Here is a 20395-nt window from a genome sequence, read left to right as displayed (position 1 = left end):
TCCTCAGACCCTGAAGACGCCGACGGTGACGTTGCTCTCGTCGTCATAGTCGACATGCACGACGTCGCCGATCGAACCGCCCTGGTTGAAGACCGCCGGCGGGAAGGGGCCGATCATGCGCTCTTCGGTCGCCGTCACGGTGACTTCGCGCGCGGTTACCGCCTGGCCGTCGACGGTGCGCGGCGTCTGGACGGTGACGACACAATCGGTCGCGCCGTTCTTGATATGCAGGAACTCGCGGCCGGTATTGTTGAAGCTGTTGCCGTCGGCTTCCGCCGCGACGTAGGCAGGCTCGATACCGAGACGGGAAAGAGCCTGGACGGTGAGAGCTGCGCGCGCCATGTCAGGACTCCTGGGATATCGTGTTGATCGTCAGTCCGGGCGCGGGCTCCGTGACCGGGACGATCAGGATCCGGGCCTGTCCCTGCCAGGACACCCAGTCCTTGCCGCTTGCGGAGAGGCCGTCGACCTCCGGCGGGCTCGCCGGGTCGATCGCCGCAAGCTTCGCGAACGTGTCGATTTCCGCAGCTTTGAGCGTCGCGGCGGTCTTAGCGCCGATGCCCTTGATCTTCGTGAGGTCATCAGCCTGCGGGGAGCCGGGCTGAACCCCTACGTTCGACGTTTCCGCCGACGTCCCGCTACCGGTGCTGGGGGCCTTGCGAGCCGTACCAGAGCTCCCCTCTCGCTGAGTATCCTTGTTGTCGCCGTCTTTCCGGTCTTTGTCGGAACCGTCCTTCCGGCTCTTGTCGTCGCCCTCGTCGCGGCGCTTTTTCTCCGCGCCGGTGCGAAACACCTTGCCGTCGACCAGGCCGAACTTGTCGACCGCGCTGTCGGGGATCTCATCACCTGGCGCGGCATAGAGGAATGCGCCGGCCGGATCGCCCTCGGCGACCAGGCGCTTCTTGTCGGCGGTGATGTACAGGCGTTCTGCCGCTTGCATCGTGATTTCTCCTTGGTTGCCCGTCAGCTCGCCGCTGTCGGGTAGAAGCGTTGCCCCCAGGCCGATCCGTCCCAGATGAACTCGTGGCCGGTGTCGCGCTCGACGAAGGTCGAGCCGGGCGGCACGGCCGATCCGGTCGGCTTTGTGTCGCCGGACACGCCGACATAGGCGTGCGGCGTTGAGATCCGGGTTACGGCCATCAGAGCGTCTCGTAGAGGTCGACGATCACGTCGGACCCGTCGAGCGCGCTGTTGAGCGTCGCCGTGTTGCTTTCGAGCGCCGAGGCCGAGAACGCGATCGTCGGAGCCGTGCCTTCGCGCGCGCCGTCCAGGAAGGCGGCGAGCACGGTGTTCCGCGACAGCGCGACGGGCAGGCCGATCTTGGCGCCGAGCCCCACGCGCACCCGTTCCGTGTTGGCGGTGTCGTAGGGCGGCAGAGTGATTTCCGTGATCGTGTCGAAAGCCTTGTCGCCGGCGACGACATTGGCGGCGTTCAGCGCAAGCGTCTCAGTGATCTCCGCGCCGGCGCGTGTGCCGACGATCACTACGTCGCCGCTGACATTGGCGTCGTTGCCCTTGACCGTGACGTTGCGCGCGACGTCGGGTTGGCCGTCGAATTCGGTGACGATGGTGTCTTCGGTTTCGTCCATCGCCGTGTCCGCGAGGATGTCGTCATTGGCGCCCAGCGCCACGGCGGGAAAGGTGAAGGACGCAACGCGCGGCCATGATCCTGCAATCTTCGTCATCGTTTGCTCCTGTTGCGGCCGGCCGCACGGGCCGGCCCAAATGTTTGGCCAGCCTCAGAGGCCGGTGACCGACGCGAACGCGGCCGGGCGGAAGAACACCAGCGCCATGCGCATGTCGGCGCGGATGGTGCGCTTGCCCTCGGTGAACTGTGTGCTGATATATCCGACCTGGACGTCCACGCCGCGACGCTCGTAGAGCGAGACCCAGGCTGGCAGGAAGGAGCCGACATAACCGGTGCCGGCGCTGTCGGCGTCGCACTGGACGACGGGCAGGCCCCACATGCGTTCGGGGCCGGCCTCGGACGGATTGCCCCAGATGTAGACGCCGTCGGCTGTCCGCAGCAGCCGAACTTTTTCCCAGTCTGTCGAGTGGATTACATGGTGCGTCGGAACTGCCCGGCCGGTGACGCGGATCTTGGTCATCGCCTTGAAGAAGGCGTCCGGTATCGGATCGGCGCCCTTCGCCTGGGTCTGGATGCCGACGACGTTCTTCAGGCCACGTAGATTGGGCGCGGTGCCGTTGCCAATCAGGCACTGGCTGTCGAGCCGCTGGCGAAGACCGAAGATCAGGCGGCCGTTGAGGTAGCTTTGAACCTGGGCGACGTCTTCCAGCTGCTCGTCGGTGACCGGCACTGAATCCGTGATCTTGCGTACCGTGCTCTCACGCTCGGTCATCTCGAAGGTGGATTCGGCGAATGTCCCGCCTTCCGCTCTCTCGGCCGCGCCGTGGGTGCGTGTCGTTTCTTCCATGAACTTGACCGTATCCTGGCCGGTGCGCGCCATCGGGAAGATATCGAGCAGCTGCACGGGACGGGTCGCCATCTCGACGAAGCCGGGCAGCCGGACTGATTCCGGAGCCCAGCCGGCGCCGGTTTCGAAAAGCGTCTTTGTGCCCATGGTCTCGAAGGCGAGGCCCTTGGCCAGCATGTCGGAGCCGTAGACCTCGTCGAAATGGAAGTCGATGCCGTTCGCGGCGCCGCGTTCCGCCCAAGACTTGTAGCGGTCGTCGCCGGCGACCATCTCGCCGAGTGACTTCAGCCGTGTTTCGATGTCGGGATGGTTGCCCTTGCTGCCGGCGAAACGCGGACGCTTGGCGGATTTCTCGCGATCGGAATGCTGCTTTGCCGCCAGCTCGGCTGCTTCCAGTCCTTCGGCTTCCTTGGCGAGCTCGTCGAGCTCGGCGTTCCTCTCGTTGACCCTCTCGACGATCTGCGCCGTGGTCTTCAGTCCGTCGCCCAGGCATTCCTTCAGCGTTTCCGCCTTCACCTGGCGGAAGTCGTATTCGCCGGCGTCGGTCTTCGCCTCTTCAAACACCTTGCCGAGCGCGTCCTGGCGTTCCGACAGTTTCTCGCGCACTTCCTTCAGTGTGCTCATGAATTCTGGTCCTCTATTGCTGTTGCGGTTGCGTCCGCGTTCGGAGTGTGGTCACATTGCACCGGGCGATGCCGCCATTCGCCCCGGAACGTCTTCCGGGTCAGGCCGGTTAGCGGCAGGCAGGCGGGCGCAGGTCGCGCCGCCCGAAATTGCTTCAGTCCCGTTTCAGATGACGTTTGGATGCGCGCCACGCCTGGCCGGCCATCAGCCGCCGCGCAGAGGCTTCTTCCGCCTCAGCAGTTTTGAGGATCCCGCCCAGGCCTTCGTGCAGATCCGCGATCTGTTTCAGGCCGGCCGCCGACAGCGCCGTCGGGTCGGCCTTGATCCCGGACAGGATCTCGGCGAGATCCTCTGTCAGGCGCTCGAACCGCTCGCCCTTTAGGGCCGCGCCCTTCATGACCAGCGTGCCGGTATTGATTCCGGCGCCCTGGACCACGGGTGACACCTCGAACACCTTCAGCCGCTTCAGCACCCGCACCTTCTCGCCGTCACGGTCCTCGTGGGCGGCGTCGAGAACCCGGAAGCCGTAGGACCATTCCTGGATCGGATGCTTGCTGCCAGTGCCGTCGCATCCCTCGAGATCGAACTTCAGGGCGGCGTGCCATTCCTTGCCGGCGTCGGTGTTGAGGTTGAGATGCAGTTCCGCCAGCGCCTCGTCACCACGCTCGAAGACGCGCGCTTTGCCGAGCGGCACGGTGCCCCAATTGTGCGCCGCCAGGATCTGCGCCCACTGGTCGCCGCCTTCAGCGGAGAAGGCGCCCTTGGCGTAGGTGTCGCCGTCGTGGTCGATCGCCGACAGCGTGGCGATCCGCGCCATGCCATGGCCGTCGTCGTCCATTGCCTTCAGCGCAATTCCTGATTTCCTGCACTTCATCTACTCATCCTCCTGGATGTCGAAATACGGCGCGAACGAAAGCGTGCCGTTGGGGTGTTCGTCCGCCGCCATGGCGGCGGCTTCGTCTGCCGTCACGACGATGCCGTCGCGGGCAATATGGTCGGGATCCGAGCGGGGACGGCCGAAGCGTCCGTCGAAGACGGTCAGCCGATCGGCGCCGGCGTTCTTCGTTATCTCGATCGTCGAGACGTTCTGGGCGAACTTGGTTTCGGTGCGCGCGATCGTGATCGAGCGCTGCTCGACCGAGGTCCATGGACCGGCCTCGACGTGTTCCGCAATGCGCTCCGCGAGCTGGAGGACGCCTTCGCCCTCGGCGCGGCCTTCGGCGATCGCGTCGAACAGGGCGCGGCGGGATTGCTTCTCCAGATCGACGAGCCCGGCGCGCCGACCGCCGGCCTGCGCCACGGCGCGGCCGACCGGGTCGGGCAGGCCGGTGGCGATTCCCACCAGCTCGCCCGCCTTGGCGACTTCCTTCGCGACTTCCAGATAGTGAGCTTCGAAGACTTGCCGAAGCGCTGCCTGGCGCGCATTCGTGTCCAGCGCGTCGAGGATCCGGTAGACCAGCAGTTCGTCTTCCTTGCGCTCGCCGGTGGCGGCGGACGCCTGGCCGAGGTCCTCTTCGCTCAGGATTGGTTGCGCTGCCCTGGACGCTTCCTTCCCGAGATCGGCGAAGAAGGACTTGAGACGTTTCTCGGCGGCGGTCTGCAGACCTGCCTCCATGCGCGACAGTGCGCGCACGTAACCACGCTGCGCGGCGCTCGGGCGCCGCCGCGCCTTGGTTCCCGACTTCTCTGGATCGGCCGGTTCGACGCGCGGTGGCGCGCCGGCCGGCACTTCGATCGCCGAGAAGGGTCTGAGATAAATCCGGTGACTGTCGTCGACATCGAGGCCGGCCGCCTCGCGTGCTTCGTAGACCATCGCCCAGCCGCCACGCACCGCCGTATCCATGCGGGAAAACAGCTTGTCGAGATCGTCCTGCAGCGCCTGTACGTCCGAGACGTCGTACTCGACCTCTTCTGCAGTCCGCCCTTTTGAAAAATCCGGAAGCAGCGACCGGTTGAGCTCGTCGGCGAAGACCGAAGTGATCGGAAGCACGCCGTTCGTCCAGGCGAGCTTGCGCAATTCGGTCATGGTTGCGCCGACCTTGGCCGTCTGCAGCCCGGCGCCAAAGCCGACCACGGCGGCCGGTACGCCCAACACCGCACAAACCCGTTCCTCGGCGACGTCCCGCGTCGTCGACATGTCCATCTGTTGCGGGTTGAAGCCGTACTGCTCGACCTTGGTCGCCCCGCCCATGACCAGCGGCTCGCCGCGATTGTCGCCGCTGAAGGCCTGCTTGAACCATGCCTTCACGGACGCCACGTCTTCGGGCGAAGGCTGGGCGCTGCCGTCCGGCGAGATGACCACGCCCGGCACGCCCATGTTCTTCAGGAGCGATGCCGCGAAGTTCGAAGCTTCCAGATCCATGAAGATCTCGCGGATCACGCCGGAGAGCGGCGAAAGGCCCTTGCGCTGGTTGCGCGGATTGACCCCGTGCCGGAAATGCACGACGTCATCGAATTCGAGCGGCGTCTTCGCCCCGCCGCCCGGACTGTATTCGTAGTAGGAGATGAACTCGGAACCGTCCTGCGGCCATTTCGGTTCGATTGCCCAGGAGGGAACCCACCACAACTCGACAGGCTTGCCGACGCCGTTTCTGACCTTCAGCCAGTAGGCGTTGCCGTCGATCAGGTAGGAGAGCAGCGTCGCCGCCCACAGGTGGACGTCGCCGTAATACGGATTCGGCCGCCTGATCAGCGCCGTCATGTCGTGGCCGTCGATTTCTTCCCGCGCGCCGTCGCCCTTGACGCTGACAACGCGCAGCCGAGCTTCCGGAAATGCGCGCTGTACCCACTGCACCGGCGCCATGATGACGGAGGAATCCAGTCCGTCGCCGACTTCCCTGGCGTAGTTGAACCGGGTGCGCTTCAGGAAGCCGAACATGAAGGGTGTCGCGCCGCCCGAATGGCGCATCGTCGACAGGGCTTTCTGTAACCAGTTCGCCATTACAGCCCCTTTCCGTTCCGGATTCGCCGAATCCGGGGTGGCGGATCAAAAGCCAAATCGTTTTCGAATGGCTTTCGAACGCCGCTGACGCGGATTTCGGGGTGAGCGCGGCCCGTCATCCGTCCGGACCCTGTCAAACGCGCTGTGTGGCCGTTTATTTCGGTGGCGTGAACCATCATGCCGGGATCCAGTTCTCGTCGGGTTGCGTTGCCTGCGGATCCTGGTCGCGCTCGATCGGCCGCCACGGCTGGCGCTCGGCCGAGCCGGCGGCGTGGATCGCCAGCGCCAGCGCCCAGAAATGGTCGGCATGGCCGTCCGGCGTGCGTTCGGCGGTGAACCGGATATTGCCGGCTGCGGTCACCTGCTTGGTCACCGATCGGAGATCCGCGCGGATCGGGTTGGAGTAGGGGATGCGGATCTTGCGGTCTTCCATCGACGCGCGGACAGGATAGGCGAGCGCCTCCTTGACCTTTGTCGTGAAGGTGACCGCCTCGACGGCGTACTCGCCGAACTTGTCCTGGGCGTCGTCGGCCCAGCCGATGCCGAGGCCGGTCGCGTCCCAGCCGCTGCGCACGCACCGCTCGATCCACGGCCACAGGATCTTTTCCTGTTCGGATTTGCGCATGTTGCGCAACGCCTCGACGTGGCGGGTGTAGAGAACGTCGCCCAGCTCCTCGAGCACCCAAAGGACGGTCAGGTCCTTCTTGCGGCCGATGTCGATGCCGGCGTAGAGCCGCCCGCCTTCGAGCTTGGGCCAGTTGGCGTCGGCCGGATATTCGGCGGCGGCGATCAGGTCGTATTCCAGAAAGGCCGCGTTGTCGTCGGCCGGCTGGCACATATACTCCTGAAGAAAGCTCTCCTCGTCGGCCGCGCCGCTCTTCACCCAGTTGAAATAGTCCGCCTCTGTCATCTCCTGGCGTTCGTCGTCGTCCGGGAGCGAATGCTGCAGCTTCCACAGGAAGCCGTCGTTCAGCGCATCCTCTAGCGTGACGCGGTGCAGGCTGATCTTCTTCGGGTTGCCGCCTTCGTGGTATTCGCGCACGAGCCCGTTGAAGAAATTCTGCGAGCCGCGATGCGTGGAGATCACTTCCATCGAGCCGCCCCAGGTGATGCCCGGATAGGCGATCGACCATAGCTTGCGGGGGTCGGGATGCAGGGCGAACTCGTCGAGCACGCGCCCGCCGCGTTTTCCCGCCTGAGCGTCCGGGTTGGAGCTCATCGAATGGATGCGCCGCTCGTTGGCGAAACGCAGCACATAGGCGCTGTGCTTCTTTTCCGGGTCGATGACCTGTTCGCCGAGATCCTGGGCCGCGAGATCCATGTTGCCGGCCCACAGCTTGCAGTCTTCCAGAAAGAGCCGCGCCTGGATGTCGTCGCGCGACGAGACCCACTGGTCGTATCGGGCCGTGATCAGCGCGGTCCGGGAAACGGTCGCATAGGCCGTCGACCAGGAGAGGCCGATCTGGCGTCCCTTCTCCATAAGCTTCAGGCGCGAATGATCGGCGATCCACCGGCTCTGATAGGGCAGGAAGATCGCCTCCGGGTTCGCGGGTATGATGTTCGCGCGGCCCATCAGATCGCGCCCAGCCGGCGGTTGATCTCGTCCAGTGTTTCCTGGCTGATGCCCGCAGTCTTGCGAACCACGTCGCCAACTTCGTCGACGGCCTTCTTGAGTTTCGCGTCGGCTTGCAATTCTGCCTTCTCGCGCAGCTCGGCCGAGTGGCGCTGCGCCATGACGGTGTCCTTGTAGGCGCGCGCCAGTTCCATGGCGTTCTTCGAGACCAGGCCGTCGCCGTCCAGCAGCTCGTCGATCAAAGTCTTCAGGAACTCGCCGAGCACGAGATCCGCCTTGCCGACTTCCTCTGGCGTCAGCCGATCGGCGATACCGGCGTAGATGTGGCGGCGCTCCTCGAGTTGCAGCGATCGTTTGGCGAGCCGCATAGATTTGCGGTTGAAGGCCGAGCGCGAGATCGGCTCGATGCCTTTCACTTCCAGACGGTCGTTCAGTTCGAACAGGATGTCGGCCTGGGTGCGTTCGCGCCTGTTGAGCTCTCCGATCGCCCAGATCAGATCATCCTGCGCTTCGTCCGGAAGCAGGTCGAGACTGGAAAGACGCCCGCGGCCTTTGCCCGCCATGTCACGCCTCGCCGGCCAGCGACGGACGGGTAACGCCTTCCAGCGCCACGAGACGGTCGATGTGCTTCTTGCCTGTCGCCATCAGCGTCGCCACCTTGACCGTGCCGGCCGTCACGACAGAAATCGCGCCGAGATTGGCGAGATAGTCGAGTTGCTGATGGACCCATGCGCGATCCTGGCGGACGCCAAAGACAGGCAGGACCTCATCCTGCAGAACATTCGAGGCGAGCGTGTCGTTGATCTGCTCGGCAAGCGCCCGGAGAATGATCAGCCGTGCGTCCTCGCGGATCTTCTTGGCGTAGTCGATCCCGAGGTTCATGACTTCTTCGCCTGTTCGAGAAGGAATTCGCTCAGCCGCTGGCTGGTCGAGGCGATCGGCTTCAGCTTCTCGTCGAGTGCGGCAAACCGACCGTTCATTTCCGCCAGGGCAAGTTCGACACGATGCTGCGAGTCCCGGTCGGGCAGATGCTTCATCTCGTCCTCGATCGTCTGGATCCGCGAAGCATGCCCGTTAAGGCGGGTGTTGATTTCGGAGAGATCCTTTGCCCGACCTTCATTCAGGTTATCGAGCTTCTTCGCATATTCCTTCGAGCGCGATGTAAGCCAGGCATACACCGTGCCTCCGACGGATATGAAAAGGGCGATCAGCCCTAGCCAGGGAGCGATCAATTCGGGTAGTGTCTGGGTCAAGCCGGCTCCTCCGGAATGCGCTGAGACGGGGCAGGATTGTTCGGAGCGCGGCCGGATAGGCCTTGTCCTATGATGCAGGCGAGGCCGTTCGCATCCACATAAGCGGCGGCCCATTCGCCGGCGCCGTTCCTGAAGACGATCAGGGACACACCGGAATTCTCGACCCCGGTGAAAACCACCACATGGCCGCCCCGGTCGGCCGCTGACTGCAGCTCCTCGATCGGCACGCACTGAAGAATGGTTGTGGCCTGCGCTGCTGGCGCTGCCGTCAACAGACAGGCGGCCACAAGAAGTTTCAGATAACGGGTCATGTCAGAGCCTCCTAGTGACTTGCCGTGTTGCAGCGGACGCACTCGCTCAATCGGTCGCGCGTCGCCTTCGTGGCCATGCCGTCCGGCTCCATGCCGAACGCCCGCTGAAATTCCTCGACCGCCATCCAGGTCTGATCGTCGTAGACGCCGCTCGGCTCGATCGAGAAGCCGAGCGAGCGCAGCTCCGCCTGAAGCGCTTCGACCTCTTCGCCGCTGTCACCCCGTTTGAGGGCGTCAAACTCGTCGAGCATTGACGGCCTCCACTGTGTAGGGACGGGCAGGCGCATGCGGCGGCCTCACCTGGATCTTCGTCGCGCCATCACGGTCTGCGAACACTTCGCCCCGGCGGTTTCGCGGCTCGCCGAACGCCGGCGTTACCTGGACAATGACGTGATCGCCTGCCGTCAGCGTTTCCATGGTTCGCCTCCTTCAGCCGAGAATGAGAGACCAGTACAGGATGCCGGCCAGCGTCATCGCGCCGCCGGCGATCAGCGGCGCGCGCAGGCTCGGTCCCTGGTCCGGGATGGGTTTGTTTGCACCGGCGAGGATAGTCGTGATCAGGACAATCAGGCCTAAGGCGGTCAGGATTGTCGCCAGCAGGACGTCCGCCATGGTTACGCTCCCTTCCGGGTGCGCATCGCTTCGATCGCGCTCTTGCCGAGTTCCTTGACCGTGTGTCCGCCCATGTAGAGGGCCATGAACCAGGAAGTCAGCGTCAGCAGCACCGCGAAATCGACCGACTCGATCGGAATGTCGATCTGGTGGTTGATGATCGGCAAGATCAGAATGCGCCAGATCCAGAAGACGGCGAGCAGATACATCCAGCCGTAGCGCCAGAAGACCTGCAGCCCGCCCTGGGCCTGCTCCGCCTGAAGCAGCGCGAACTGGCCTTCGAGACCCTTCTCGTAGAGCGCGATCAATTCGGGCATCGCCGTCTCGGTTTCCGCGACGGCGGCGTCGACGATGTCCGGCGCCCGTTCGGCCAAACCCGGCAGGTCGATCGGCTCGACGCCGGCCTTGCGCGCCACGGTGTCGATCACAGAGCCTGCGAGGTCGCCGGCGATCTGTCCTGCGCCTGCGCCGAACTTCTTCTCGATGACGGACTTGATCATGCCTGCGCCGACCCGTGCAGCGGCAGCGGCGATGACGGCTGCAATTGCGCTCATGAGCGTTATCCTTTCCGTTTGAAGAGGCTTCGGGCGGCGATCGAAAGCTCATCGCGATAGCGCCAGGCAAGCCACGCGCCGCCGATGACAAGCACGGCCACGCCGCCCCAGATCAGAAGATCGGAAATGCCGGTGATGTCGGTTTGCGTCGCTGTCTCCGCGCCGCCTGTCGCCGCTGATCCGCCGCCTGCCGCACCGGTTGTTGCGGCTTTCTTCTTCAGGTCGATGACGCGCTGCAGCTGGTCGAGCGTCGCCCGGCCGAGAACGCCGTCATTGGCAAGTTGCGGATGCTCCTGCTGGAAGGCGAGCACGGCCGCCTTCACGGCTTTTGTGTCGGTGGTCGCCAGGCCCTGGAAATATCCGAGCTGCTCCAGCCAGGCCACGCCCTGGTCGTAGTCCTCGGCCAGCAACCTCCAGTCCGGCAGCGCGGCCTTGACGTCGTCGGCCGTGGCAAGCGAGGTCGGCGTCTTGACCCAGTCCGGCCAGATGTTGCGGTAGAGGATCAGCGCGCCTTCCTTGCGGCGGCGCACCAGTCCCGGAAGCTTGCGTCCCTTCGAGGTCTGCGCCGTCACCCGGTATCGGGCGGCGGAGTCGGCGACGTCGCCGGCCAGAAGCTGCTTGAACCAGGACCAGCCGAGAGCGCCGGCCCCGCAATTGTAGGCCATGTCGGTGGCGGCGGCGACGGCGTGCTTCGTTACCGTCGCCTTGGCCGCGTCGATGCGATCGATCACCGGCGGCAGGTATTCCTGCTCGATGACGAGCTTCAGAAGCATGAAGGCTTCCGCGTCCGTGATCGTATCGCCCGCCTGCATCTTGCGGCCCCGGGTCTTCAGGAACCACTCGCGGAAAATCTTCGATCCCCAGGTGAAGCCGAAGCCGATCGTCGGCGTGCCCGTAGGGTCGCGGTACCATCGAAGCACCTTGCCCTCGTGGCCGCCGGTAAACGGCACCAGGCGCGGGTCGTATCGGTTTGCGATTGTCATGAGGCGGCTCCCGGTCTAACTTCCGGAAGCTTTCTCTAATTTCGGGATTTGGTTCGCCCCGGAAGACGTTCCGGGATTCCGGAAAACAGATCTCCTTGGGTCAACGCTGCTCGTGCCTTCGCCCGGCGCATGCGCACGCCGCGCTGGGTATAGCCGCAGGCGAGTGCAATCTCGCGTTCGGATTTTCCCTCGGCGATCATTCTGTCCACCTTGCGGCGGATCTGCGCCATGGTGCCGGCCGGTCCGGTCGGCAGCTCCAGCCGGCAGCCTGGTCCCGCTCCGGTGAAATGACTGCAGATCGCTTTCGCCGCCTGTGCGCCGACCGTATCCGCAAGCCAGTGGCCGGCCGGCGCCTCGGCCGGAACGTAGATCTCGGTTCCGCCGCGCGTCTCGGCAAGCTTCAGCGCCGCCTCGAGACCGGCGACTTGCGCGATCTCGGCGAGCAGGGCGGGAAGCCAGCCATGACGGGGAGCGTCGTTCATCGGCGCTCCGGACGGCGGATGAGGTCGGTCATCGTGGCGTGGTCGCAGAAATGCTCGTCGTCGATCGCGGTGACGACTCGCTCGCCACGCAGAAGAAACCGGGCGCCGGAAAACCGGACCACCGGCGCTCCAGCCGCGGCGCCGCGCTCGCAGCCGGCGGCGATCGACGCGCGCAGCGCTTCGATGTCGAGCCCGCAGACGCGCTCCAGATAGCGCAGCACGGCATGATCGGTGACGTGGACTGAACTCACGGTTTCGTCTCCGTCCGGAGTTCCAGGCGCAGCTGCTGAAGGGCGAGTTCCTTTGCGCGCTGTTCCAGTTCTATGCGACGGCGCGATCGGGGTTTGAGGATCTCGATCTGCCTTGCCAGGCGCTCCCGTTCGATCGACAGCTTGCGCAGCGGATCGCTGTCCCTTTCGGGATACGTCATGCCGGGCGGGAATGACTGGAGCTGCGCCATCGTTCACGCCGCCTTCTCCGCGGCGCGGATGCGTCGGCCGAGTTCGTTCATCGCCGCTTGCCAGTCGCGCTCCGACTTGAACTGATTGGGAGCGGAAATTCCGCCTGCCTTGCAGACCGTGGGCCAGAAGTCTCTCGCGCCGTTCTCGGAATCCAGACGCAGACATTGCGCCATTGCGATTCGGCAGCCGTTGTCCGGCTCCCAGTCTTTCCATTTGCCCCAGTCCACGCCGCCGTCGCGCGCGAGCCAGGCCTTCAGCGCCTCGATCGCCTTGGCCGCGTCTTCGGGATGATGCAGGAATCGCGTGTGGTCGAGGCCGGTCTGGCGCTTCACGAAGGCGAGCAGCGCGTGATCGTCGCGGTTGCGCACGATCCCGAGGTTCCAGCCGGCGATCCATAGCGCCTGCAGCTTCTTCGCGAAGCGGCCCTCGAGCGCCTTTCGGAGGGCTCCGGAGGAAGATTTGAAGCCGAGCCGGTTCATCTCTTCCAGCACCTTGCCGCATTGCGCCTCGGTGAGGCCCTTGGCCGTGCGATGCCCGACGGTCCTCTCGAGCACGTCCCGGTAAGAGTCGTCGTCGAGGCCGAGCTGCTTCTTGGCGACATGGATCTTGGCGAGCGCGGTCATGCCCAGCTCTCCTTTGCCTTCTGTCGTGAAACGTGCTCCAGCTTCGCCGTCGCCATGATGACGGGCTTCAGCTCGTCGGGCGCGTCGTCATACCCTTGCGTCCACCGGCCAGCGAGGCGCGGCATCATGGCGCGCGGAATACATTCCCAATTGTCCGCGTCGACATTCGTCTTGTCGCCGTCCAGGCATTTCAGGCAGTGCCCTTCGGGAACGGGTCCATGCCGTTCCTCCCAGTTGATCAGGTGGATGGCGCGCCAGCGTGACTGAAGCGGCATGCCGTCATGGATCTTGCGCTCGAGGTAGCCGTAGTCCGTCAGCCGCTCCGATCCGATCGGCTTCCAGTTATCGAGCGCAACACCGGTCCGGTTGCCCTTCTTGAATTGAGTCCGCGCGCTGTTGGCGTTGAAGGGCATCTTCTTTCCTGCGTTGGCGGGAACGTGCCCCTTCTCGAAGCATCCGGTGCGACCGGTCTTCCATCCCTTGCGCTTGCAAAGCGCGTGGTAGTTTTCGAAGGTCACGTCAGTCCGGCCGAAACGTTTGCAGAAGGCCGCGTGCGCCTTGCGGCGGGGAAGCTTTGACTTGGCCTTGATGAACCTTAGTTCCTCTTCGGAATAGCGAATGTGAGCGCCCTTCATCCGTCCGCTCCTTCCCGTTCCTGACGGAGGCGCTCTTCCCGTTCCTCTCTCTTTTCGCGCTCGTGGCGACGGGCGTCTGCTTCCGCCTGTTCGGTTTCCTCGGCGGTCTTCGTCTCCTCGGTTTTCCTGTGCTCGATTACGCGGCGTCCAGCCACGCTCTCGGGGATCATGTCGGAGACGCCGCGTCCGTGCCTGGCGACGAGTTCCGCCGCCTTGAATTGCAGGGACGCCGTTCCGATGATTTGGTCGGATACGCCGACGATAGCCTTGGCGCGTTCGACTTCCTGGTCGATCTGTTCGGATGTGAGGCCTTCTTCCGACAGGCGCTCCAGCTGGGCGAACAGGTGGTTGTTCAGGTCGGAAAGCCTGTTCTTCATCACACACCTGCCTCTTCGAGCAGAGCAGCCGCCCGTTCCGATAGCTCCGGCTGGAAGTGGCCGAACAGGACGTCGATGCCTTCCGGTTCCATGCCGACCGAGCCGTTCAGGCGCAGAAGCGGATTGTCGACGCAGTCGGCGAGACATTTCGCCAGTCGCCTTTCCAGTGGCTCTACTTGCGGGATGTCCTGGCCGATCTCAGCGTCGATCGCCCGGTCGAGATCCTCACCGCCAAGCACCTTGTTATCCGGAATGAGGCCGGCAAAAACGCCGCCCGCCGCGATATCGGTGGCGCGCGTCTGTCGATTACGAAGGTGGCGGTACCGGCTGGCGTCCTTCTCCAGTCGCTCCTGCAGATAGTCGTGGCAGCGTGTGCATAGATCATTCTCGACCCACCACAGCCGCTCACCGTCGATCTCTGTGCCGGGCTCGATCTTTCCGATACCGCACTCGCGGCATTTGCGTTCGGTCGCCATCACGCGCCTGCCTTCGCGAGGTCGATCGTCACGGCCGTCCAGCCGTCCGTCACCGCCTTGCGCTCGTAGAAGCGGACATACTCCTTGGATCCGGTCACCCGCATGGCGTCGCGGATAGCGTCGACGGCGCGCTTCCAGCGCTCGTCCTCAATGTCGAGCCGCATCAGCATGAAAATCTCCGAGCGGTTGATCTGGCCTTCCTTGTCGGTGTTGAAGGCGCGGGTCACGATCGCGCGGATCTCCGGCCGGCTGTCTTCCGACCACTCGTTCAGACACTCGTCGATCAGCGTCTTGGCGACCTGCAGCTGCGGCCCGAAATCGATGAAGTCGGAGACCTGGACCGCCACCTTCATCAGACCGTCGAAGGTCTGGTAGGTGCGGTTGCCCTTTCGCCCGCCCTTCTTCACGCCGTATTCCTGGCCGAGCAGCGCGTCGAGCTCGCCCAGATCGGTCATGGTGTGGCCGCGGAACCGCGCGATCTGCGCCGAGAGATCGCGGGCGAACGCAAGGATCTTGCGCACCTGTTCGTCTTCCAGCTTGTCGCTGGCCTTGATGGTCTCGAGCGGCACGAGCGCGCCCTTGGCGTCGGCCATGTAGTTTTTGCCGTTGACCACAACGATGCCTTCGGCTTCGCGTTCTTCGATGATGACGGCTTCGGTCATGCTTCTTCTCCTTGGAGTTGGACCGGCTCGGAAGGCGCGCCGGCGATGTGGTTCATTTCGTCGAGGATGGCGTCGGCAAGCAGCCGCAGGCGCGGCAGCTCGGTGTTGTCGGCGCCGGGGTCGGGATCAGGAAGTTCGATTGTCCGAATGGACTGCGCCATGGCCTCGGCGCAGCTGGCGACCTCCCAGAGATCGAGGGCGAAGACTGCAAGCGCGGCGAGTTCGTTCGTCGACGCAGCCATGCTTCCATGTCGCGGGCGCAGCACGATCTGGCGGGCAACGCCGAGCACGTCGACCTTGTCGAGATCGGCCAGCGCTGTGCGATACTCGATCGATGCCTTCAGGGCGGTTATCAGCTCTCTCAGCCCGGCGTCGGTCTTGATCTCGGAGGCGATCTTCTCGACCGCGTATCGCACAGTCGAGTGATCGAGCTTGTTGAAGGCGTCGCCGATCTCGCGATAGGTGCAGGGCGTGCACTCTTTCGTCAGGAACATCGCGATGTGCCGCGGTCGCGCGAAGGCCGGGCCACGGCGGTCCGACACGATGTCGAGCATGTCGGCGCCGGTGGCGATCGCGACCGTATGGATGATGTTTGCGATGCGCATCATGCCGCGTCTCCATCGCCGGGAAGCCGCGTCGGGCCGCGTCGAAGCGGCACCACGTTGGAATTCGGGTCAAGGTCGGGATGACCCAGCCGGTTCCAGCCCGCGGCCGAGATCTCGCTTGCCAGCGCGTTCGCCTGGTCGAGGATGTCGTCAAGTTCGCCAATAAGCACTTCAACGCCGTCTGCATTTGCCTGGAAGCCGACGTGACGGTGCGCCTTGAACCGGGCGCGGAACGCCTTGATCCTGTCGGTCAGCTCGCTCGGATGCGCATTGTGGGTCTGGATGTCTCTCATTGCATTGTCTCCGGTTGCTCGTGGAGAGCGCCGAGGGCGGCCGCCACCTTGCGGGCGTGCGTCTCGTCCATCAGTTCTCGGTGGAGCGCGATCTCGCGGTCTATGCGTGTCGCCATGTCCGCAATCAGACGAAGCACTTCGGCGAGGCGTTTCAGTTCTGCCTCGTCGGCGGGCTCGCCCGGCTTGAAGTTTTCCAGCAGCTCGCGGCGGCAGTGGGTGATTTCGGTAACGAGAAGGGGCGTGCTCATGTCAGGCCCTCCACGTCGCGGTTCTCCCAGGCGGCCTTCAGGTCGGCCAGTGCGATGTCCCGGTTCTTTCCGAGAGCCACCATCTTTGCGAGCTTCACGGTCATGTCGATCTGACCCAAGGCGCCCGGTTTCATGCCGACGCCGGTCAGGAATCGAACCTGATCGTCGTCGGTGATCCCCCAGGCCTTGATGAACATGGCCAGATCGTCCTTGCGCGGGATGTCGCGGCGCATCCGCTTGAAAAAGCGGCGGCGCAGCTGGGCGTATTTGACGCCGCCGGCAAGTCCGCTCGAGAACCGGGAATAGGTTTCGGTGTTGCCAAGGATCGCCACACCGCAATCGTAGACGTCCACGAAATGACGCAGCTGATTGACGGCGTCGTCGGCCAGGTTCTGCGCCTCGTCCACGATCAGCAGCGATCCGCTGCCGGTCCGGCGCAGCTTCTCGCCGATCGAGCGGACCAGTCGGCCCGGATTGTGCTGCCGGACACCAATCACGTCGGCGATCTCGACCAGCATCGAATGGACGGTGCGCGTATGTGGGCTGACCGTCACGAGGTAGGTGTGAGGATTCATCTCGCAGTAGGCGCGCGCCACAGTGGTCTTACCCATGCCGGCGCCGGCGGTCGCCATCACGAGAGCCGGCATCATCTGGGCGACGCCCAGCATGTCGACGATTTCTCCGGCGATGACCGTGTTGATGAAGGGCGGCGAGGCGGGGATAGCGGCCGCCAGCGCGGCGCGTTCGTCATGCGCTTCCAGCCAGGCGGCGACCTTCTCGTTCGTGGTGTCGAAACGGCCCTTGTAGCTGCCGTCGTACCAGCCGTGGAACGTCGCGCTCGGCAAGCCGATCTGGCGCGCGGTCTCGGCCTTGGTCCAGCCGTTGCGCATGGCGATCGCGTGAACCTTGGCGGTGTGCGCCTTCCAGGTCTCGCGGTCGGCTTCTGTTCGACCGGGCCCGGCGTCGAACGGTCTGGCCGTGTCGGGAAGAGGCCAGCTTGTGGTTGTCTCGGTTGTCATGTAGTCTCCTCGTCGTGTTGGGCCGCTCAGGCGGCTTGCTTTTCCGGCGGGTCATTCGATCCGCCGTTTCTTTTTGCGCCTGGCCCGCACGCCAGATGCCTCGACCGCCAGTCGGCGGATCACATGTCCTCGCGGTTGCTGGCGATCAGCCGCAGCCCGCGAGAAAAACTCTCCTCTGCTTCGTCATTCCATTGGTCCGGCTCGGCGCTTGCCGCGGGCGCCGCCGCCCCGCCAGCCATTGCCCCGGCCACTGCGATCCGCGTGACTTTTGTTCGTTGCGGTTTCGGCCGCTCCGGTTCGCCATGCGCATAGAGCCGCGCCAGCTCGTCGGCCGTAAGCTCCGCATGTTGCCGTTGCAGCTCTCGATTGGTTCTGAGGTAACGGTTGCGCTTGGCGGAGTGCGAACGCGCCGCCTCGGCATTGTTGAACTCGGCGTCGCCGATCAGCCGGGCGGCGCAGATCAGCCGGTCCTGACTGTCGTAGACATGGATGTCCTTTGTCAGATCGTCCGGGTCGAAGCGCACGGTGACCTCACGGCCCGCATGCGCCGTCAGCGCTTCGCTCCAGTAACGGTTATCGAGCAGTCGGATCTCGCCATTGCCCTTCGAGGCGCGGATCCGCTCGGCGGCGAGCAGCCAAAGCGAACGCTGCGCCGCCGTCGGCCATCGCACGATCGTCGATGGATCGGCGAGACTGTCGGCGAAGGCCTGGTCGAAGCTGCGCTGCTTCAGATGCGCCGCGCGCCGGCCCGGACGCGCATTGTGTTCGGCGATGCAGGCGTCGATATGGGCGGAGAGCGTCTTGAGTTCGATCGCCTTGTCGCCGTAGTTCTCTGGCTTGGCGTCGGGCGTGTTGCCCGTGTAGCAGCCGGCGCAAAGCGGATGCTTGCAGATATCGTCCGCGAAGTCCCGGAAGGCGCGCTCGATCGGCTTCGACTGGCCGGAATAGGGCGTCGTCCAGTGAACCTCGACGCCGAGCGTTGTCAGCAGCCCCTGCGGCTCCTCGTCCCGCACCTTGAACCGGTACCGGTTGGCGACGCCGCCGGTGATCCACTTCGATGCGAAGGCGCGGCCGTTGTCGAGATACATCTGGTCCGGAATCCCGTAGCGCTCCACCATGTCGCCGATGACCAGGCGCGTCGTTTCCTTGTTCTCGCTTTCCGACAGCCGCCAGGCGACGAACTTGCCGGAATAGAGATCCTGCAGGGCGATCAGGTAGACGCGGGTCGGCAGCTCGCGGCCGGGCACGCGGACGAACAGGTCGAGCTTGTGTCCGTCGATATTGACGGCCTGCATCGCGTGGAGATGTCCACGGGTGCGCCGCTGCGCCGGATAGAGCGTCTTCGCCTTGTCGCGGCCGTTGCGGGCGAGCACGATCGTCGCCTTGGGCACGTCGGCCTCGAGATGCCGCCGCATGGCGCGCTCGGAAGGAACAGGTGACCAGCCGTGTTTCGCCGCCGCTTGTCTCATCCGGCGATAGCAGGCCGAAAAGCTCGGCCGCTCGGGGCGAAGATAATCGGACTTCAGCGCCGCCCAGGCGCGTTCGTCGCAGTCGGCCCGCTCGGCTGCGCCCTTGTAGCCGGGAGCGAGCGCCGCCAGCCGGTCGGCGCGGTCGATATCGGCGATCTTTCCGAGCCAGCTTTGCAGCGTCCCGATCGCGATGTCGTTTCGCCGGGCCGCAAGCCGGACGGCCGCTGTCTTGCCGAGCCCGCTCTTGCGCAGCGTCTCGTAGCAGTCGACGATCGCCAGTCGCGTCCGGGCCGTCTCCTTGTGTTCGCTCGAAAGGCTCTCGAAGCGCGCCCAAAGGGCGCTCCGCGCCTCGTTGACAAGGTCTGTGTTGCCATTGGCCGGGGATGCGTGAGCGGCCATCAGCCGCGCCTGCATCGTTCCCGGCAGAAGGGAGACATGATACTCCCAGCCGCCGCCACGCGTTTCCGCCTTGCGCGCCTTGCCAGGGAGACGGCGCCATCCTTCGCGTCGGGCGACGGCGTTGACGTTGCGCTCGGTGCCCGGCAGGTCGCCCTGGGCAAGTGCAGCGATCTCGCGCGGTGACAGCCACTCCTTCATGCGCGCGCCTCGCTTCTGCGGGCGTCTTCGTCGATCTTCCGGTTGCGCCACCATTCCATCGCAGCGCCGTGAACATCGTCCGGTATAGGTCGGCCCTTTCTGAGCAATTGGCGGCGCCGGTTGTTTGCCCGATGCAGTAGGCAACGCGGGTGCAGGTAGTCACAGTCCGCAAGCGGACAGGACATGCAGATGTCCCGCGTCTGCTTCAGATATTTCGGCTGCTCCGCCATGGTTCAGGGCTCCTGCCTTGCTATGTGCACGGGCGTCGAGCGCAGCTTCTTCAGGCGATTGCCGATGGCGCGCTGTTCCTGTTGCAGCCGTGCGATCTCGGCGAGGCGCGCTTCATCGCCGCGCAGCACCAGCAGGCCGTCTTCTGAAACGGCGACGTCCCAGAGCTCCGGCGCGTCGATGGCGCGTACGAGCGCCTTGAAGCGCACCAGCGTGATGTCCTGGTCCTTGGCCGGCGACGTGTAGGCGTCGAGCATCGCCTTCGACAGGGCGGGCGCGTTCAACGTCCGCGCCATTTCGGAAGCGATCGCGTGCCTGTCCAGATTGCGGTCGGTGATAGCCGCCGACATGGCGCTCTTGATGCGCAGCCGGAACCGGTCGATATCGAGAACCGCCGTTCGTTCGCGGCTTTCGAAGACCGCCTTTGTAAACAGATCGCCCTGACCTGCGTGGGGAGGATTACGCAGCATATTAGAAACCTCTTTGTCCTGTTTCTCGTGGTTGGCCGGCGGTTCTGCGCGCCATGCCGAAGTGGTGAAGGGAAGTGCGTGATCGCTTGCGAACATCGTCTGGTCGAATGCGATGAAGGCGGCGGTGATGACCGCGACGCTCAGCCCCAGGCGGACATGAAACGCGCGAGTCTCGCGACGTTCACGCAGCCGGAAGGTCAGATCCGGCGACGGGCGCCTGGCGAGCGTGAGACAGCGGTCTCTCATTGCGGCTTTGACCTTTGCTTCAACCGCCGCGCCTTCTCGGCGCTGCCCTGGTGCGGCTCGTGTTTCGAACTGGTACGCGCCGAATTCTTGCGGGTGCGGAAGCCGCCGATGAAACGGAGGTTCTTGGCGGCGAGCGCCTTCTCGACCTTGCTGGTCATGACAGCGCTCCGGTGATCAGCAACACGACGAAGCAGAAGGCGGCGATCGCGGCCAGGCCG

General features: G+C 64.7%; 33 protein-coding genes. All 33 read right to left on the bottom strand.

Features of this window, described 5'->3' with window-relative positions:
* Positions 1 to 3: 3 nt before the first annotated feature.
* Positions 4 to 342 (bottom strand): hypothetical protein, encoded by a 339-nt coding sequence (locus tag K1W69_RS17470; RefSeq protein WP_220229707.1) that lies wholly within the window; start codon positions 340 to 342, stop codon positions 4 to 6.
* Position 343: 1 nt separating this feature from the next.
* Entirely contained in the window at positions 344 to 940 is a 597-nt protein-coding gene (locus K1W69_RS17465) for a helix-hairpin-helix domain-containing protein (RefSeq protein ID WP_220229706.1), read from the bottom strand.
* 23 nt (positions 941 to 963) lie between these two features.
* Positions 964 to 1140 (bottom strand): hypothetical protein, encoded by a 177-nt coding sequence (locus K1W69_RS17460; protein WP_220229705.1) that lies wholly within the window; start codon positions 1138 to 1140, stop codon positions 964 to 966.
* Complete coding sequence (locus K1W69_RS17455; RefSeq protein WP_220229704.1) at positions 1140 to 1685, bottom strand: hypothetical protein; 546 nt, start codon at positions 1683 to 1685, stop codon at positions 1140 to 1142. Before K1W69_RS17455 ends, K1W69_RS17460 begins: the two co-directional genes overlap by 1 nt.
* A gap of 54 nt (positions 1686 to 1739) precedes the next feature.
* Entirely contained in the window at positions 1740 to 3059 is a 1320-nt protein-coding gene (locus K1W69_RS17450; protein ID WP_220229703.1) for a phage major capsid protein, read from the bottom strand.
* Between the two features lie 154 nt (positions 3060 to 3213).
* Complete coding sequence (locus tag K1W69_RS17445) at positions 3214 to 3933, bottom strand: HK97 family phage prohead protease (protein WP_220229702.1); 720 nt, start codon at positions 3931 to 3933, stop codon at positions 3214 to 3216.
* Positions 3934 to 6000, bottom strand: coding sequence for a phage portal protein (locus K1W69_RS17440; protein ID WP_220229701.1), 2067 nt, complete (start codon positions 5998 to 6000; stop codon positions 3934 to 3936).
* A 175-nt stretch (positions 6001 to 6175) separates the two neighbouring features.
* Positions 6176 to 7573: a phage terminase large subunit family protein gene (locus K1W69_RS17435; protein ID WP_220229700.1), complete on the bottom strand. Its 1398-nt coding sequence runs from the start codon at positions 7571 to 7573 to the stop codon at positions 6176 to 6178.
* Positions 7573 to 8136 (bottom strand): phage protein Gp27 family protein, encoded by a 564-nt coding sequence (locus K1W69_RS17430; protein ID WP_220229699.1) that lies wholly within the window; start codon positions 8134 to 8136, stop codon positions 7573 to 7575. Before K1W69_RS17430 ends, K1W69_RS17435 begins: the two co-directional genes overlap by 1 nt.
* Before the next feature lies 1 nt (position 8137).
* Positions 8138 to 8455, bottom strand: a complete 318-nt coding sequence (locus K1W69_RS17425) for a VpaChn25_0724 family phage protein (protein WP_220229698.1) — start codon at positions 8453 to 8455, stop codon at positions 8138 to 8140.
* Positions 8452 to 8826 carry a DUF2730 family protein gene (locus K1W69_RS17420; protein WP_220229697.1) on the bottom strand — a complete coding sequence of 125 codons (375 nt, stop codon included), beginning with the start codon at positions 8824 to 8826 and terminating at the stop codon, positions 8452 to 8454. The genes K1W69_RS17425 and K1W69_RS17420 overlap by 4 nt, the downstream gene beginning before the upstream one ends.
* Positions 8823 to 9137: a hypothetical protein gene (locus tag K1W69_RS17415; RefSeq protein ID WP_220229696.1), complete on the bottom strand. Its 315-nt coding sequence runs from the start codon at positions 9135 to 9137 to the stop codon at positions 8823 to 8825. Before K1W69_RS17415 ends, K1W69_RS17420 begins: the two co-directional genes overlap by 4 nt.
* 11 nt (positions 9138 to 9148) lie before the next feature.
* On the bottom strand, positions 9149 to 9388 hold the full coding sequence (locus tag K1W69_RS17410; protein WP_220229695.1) for a peptidoglycan-binding domain-containing protein: 240 nt from the start codon (positions 9386 to 9388) through the stop codon (positions 9149 to 9151).
* Entirely contained in the window at positions 9372 to 9554 is a 183-nt protein-coding gene (locus K1W69_RS17405; protein WP_220229694.1) for a hypothetical protein, read from the bottom strand. Before K1W69_RS17405 ends, K1W69_RS17410 begins: the two co-directional genes overlap by 17 nt.
* 12 nt (positions 9555 to 9566) lie before the next feature.
* Positions 9567 to 9749, bottom strand: coding sequence for a hypothetical protein (locus K1W69_RS17400; RefSeq protein ID WP_220229693.1), 183 nt, complete (start codon positions 9747 to 9749; stop codon positions 9567 to 9569).
* 2 nt (positions 9750 to 9751) lie between these two features.
* A complete protein-coding gene (locus tag K1W69_RS17395) occupies positions 9752 to 10303 on the bottom strand; it encodes a hypothetical protein (RefSeq protein WP_220229692.1) in 552 nt (183 codons plus the stop codon).
* A gap of 5 nt (positions 10304 to 10308) precedes the next feature.
* Entirely contained in the window at positions 10309 to 11286 is a 978-nt protein-coding gene (locus tag K1W69_RS17390) for a glycoside hydrolase family protein (protein ID WP_220229691.1), read from the bottom strand.
* A 35-nt stretch (positions 11287 to 11321) separates the two neighbouring features.
* Positions 11322 to 11768 (bottom strand): hypothetical protein, encoded by a 447-nt coding sequence (locus tag K1W69_RS17385; RefSeq protein WP_220229690.1) that lies wholly within the window; start codon positions 11766 to 11768, stop codon positions 11322 to 11324.
* Complete coding sequence (locus K1W69_RS17380) at positions 11765 to 12019, bottom strand: hypothetical protein (RefSeq protein WP_220230030.1); 255 nt, start codon at positions 12017 to 12019, stop codon at positions 11765 to 11767. The genes K1W69_RS17385 and K1W69_RS17380 overlap by 4 nt, the downstream gene beginning before the upstream one ends.
* Positions 12016 to 12228, bottom strand: coding sequence for a hypothetical protein (locus K1W69_RS17375; RefSeq protein ID WP_220229689.1), 213 nt, complete (start codon positions 12226 to 12228; stop codon positions 12016 to 12018). The genes K1W69_RS17380 and K1W69_RS17375 overlap by 4 nt, the downstream gene beginning before the upstream one ends.
* A 3-nt stretch (positions 12229 to 12231) precedes the next feature.
* On the bottom strand, positions 12232 to 12852 hold the full coding sequence (locus K1W69_RS17370) for a regulatory protein GemA (RefSeq protein WP_220229688.1): 621 nt from the start codon (positions 12850 to 12852) through the stop codon (positions 12232 to 12234).
* Positions 12849 to 13487 (bottom strand): HNH endonuclease, encoded by a 639-nt coding sequence (locus tag K1W69_RS17365; RefSeq protein ID WP_220229687.1) that lies wholly within the window; start codon positions 13485 to 13487, stop codon positions 12849 to 12851. The genes K1W69_RS17370 and K1W69_RS17365 overlap by 4 nt, the downstream gene beginning before the upstream one ends.
* Positions 13484 to 13864, bottom strand: coding sequence for a hypothetical protein (locus K1W69_RS17360; protein ID WP_220229686.1), 381 nt, complete (start codon positions 13862 to 13864; stop codon positions 13484 to 13486). The genes K1W69_RS17365 and K1W69_RS17360 overlap by 4 nt, the downstream gene beginning before the upstream one ends.
* Positions 13864 to 14340 carry a hypothetical protein gene (locus K1W69_RS17355; protein ID WP_220229685.1) on the bottom strand — a complete coding sequence of 159 codons (477 nt, stop codon included), beginning with the start codon at positions 14338 to 14340 and terminating at the stop codon, positions 13864 to 13866. The genes K1W69_RS17360 and K1W69_RS17355 overlap by 1 nt, the downstream gene beginning before the upstream one ends.
* Positions 14340 to 15002 (bottom strand): DUF3164 family protein, encoded by a 663-nt coding sequence (locus K1W69_RS17350; RefSeq protein ID WP_220229684.1) that lies wholly within the window; start codon positions 15000 to 15002, stop codon positions 14340 to 14342. The genes K1W69_RS17355 and K1W69_RS17350 overlap by 1 nt, the downstream gene beginning before the upstream one ends.
* Positions 14999 to 15610, bottom strand: coding sequence for a helix-turn-helix domain-containing protein (locus tag K1W69_RS17345; RefSeq protein WP_220229683.1), 612 nt, complete (start codon positions 15608 to 15610; stop codon positions 14999 to 15001). Before K1W69_RS17345 ends, K1W69_RS17350 begins: the two co-directional genes overlap by 4 nt.
* The gene (locus K1W69_RS17340; RefSeq protein ID WP_220229682.1) at positions 15607 to 15900 is read right to left on the bottom strand and encodes a hypothetical protein; all 294 of its coding nucleotides are present in this window, start codon (positions 15898 to 15900) and stop codon (positions 15607 to 15609) included. Before K1W69_RS17340 ends, K1W69_RS17345 begins: the two co-directional genes overlap by 4 nt.
* Complete coding sequence (locus tag K1W69_RS17335) at positions 15897 to 16148, bottom strand: hypothetical protein (protein WP_220229681.1); 252 nt, start codon at positions 16146 to 16148, stop codon at positions 15897 to 15899. The genes K1W69_RS17340 and K1W69_RS17335 overlap by 4 nt, the downstream gene beginning before the upstream one ends.
* Positions 16145 to 17167, bottom strand: coding sequence for an AAA family ATPase (locus tag K1W69_RS17330; protein WP_220229680.1), 1023 nt, complete (start codon positions 17165 to 17167; stop codon positions 16145 to 16147). The genes K1W69_RS17335 and K1W69_RS17330 overlap by 4 nt, the downstream gene beginning before the upstream one ends.
* A gap of 119 nt (positions 17168 to 17286) precedes the next feature.
* Positions 17287 to 19233: a transposase domain-containing protein gene (locus K1W69_RS17325; protein WP_220229679.1), complete on the bottom strand. Its 1947-nt coding sequence runs from the start codon at positions 19231 to 19233 to the stop codon at positions 17287 to 17289.
* Positions 19230 to 19463, bottom strand: a complete 234-nt coding sequence (locus K1W69_RS17320; RefSeq protein WP_220229678.1) for a hypothetical protein — start codon at positions 19461 to 19463, stop codon at positions 19230 to 19232. The genes K1W69_RS17325 and K1W69_RS17320 overlap by 4 nt, the downstream gene beginning before the upstream one ends.
* 3 nt (positions 19464 to 19466) lie before the next feature.
* Complete coding sequence (locus K1W69_RS17315; protein WP_220230010.1) at positions 19467 to 19931, bottom strand: hypothetical protein; 465 nt, start codon at positions 19929 to 19931, stop codon at positions 19467 to 19469.
* A 242-nt stretch (positions 19932 to 20173) separates the two neighbouring features.
* Positions 20174 to 20335: a hypothetical protein gene (locus K1W69_RS17310; RefSeq protein ID WP_220229677.1), complete on the bottom strand. Its 162-nt coding sequence runs from the start codon at positions 20333 to 20335 to the stop codon at positions 20174 to 20176.
* Between the last annotated feature and the right edge of the window lie 60 nt (positions 20336 to 20395).

Origin of the sequence: Flavimaribacter sediminis (genome assembly GCF_019492055.1) — a bacterium.
Classification (GTDB): Bacteria; Pseudomonadota; Alphaproteobacteria; order Rhizobiales; family Rhizobiaceae; genus Flavimaribacter; species Flavimaribacter sediminis.
This window is presented reverse-complemented; position numbering and strand designations above follow the sequence as displayed.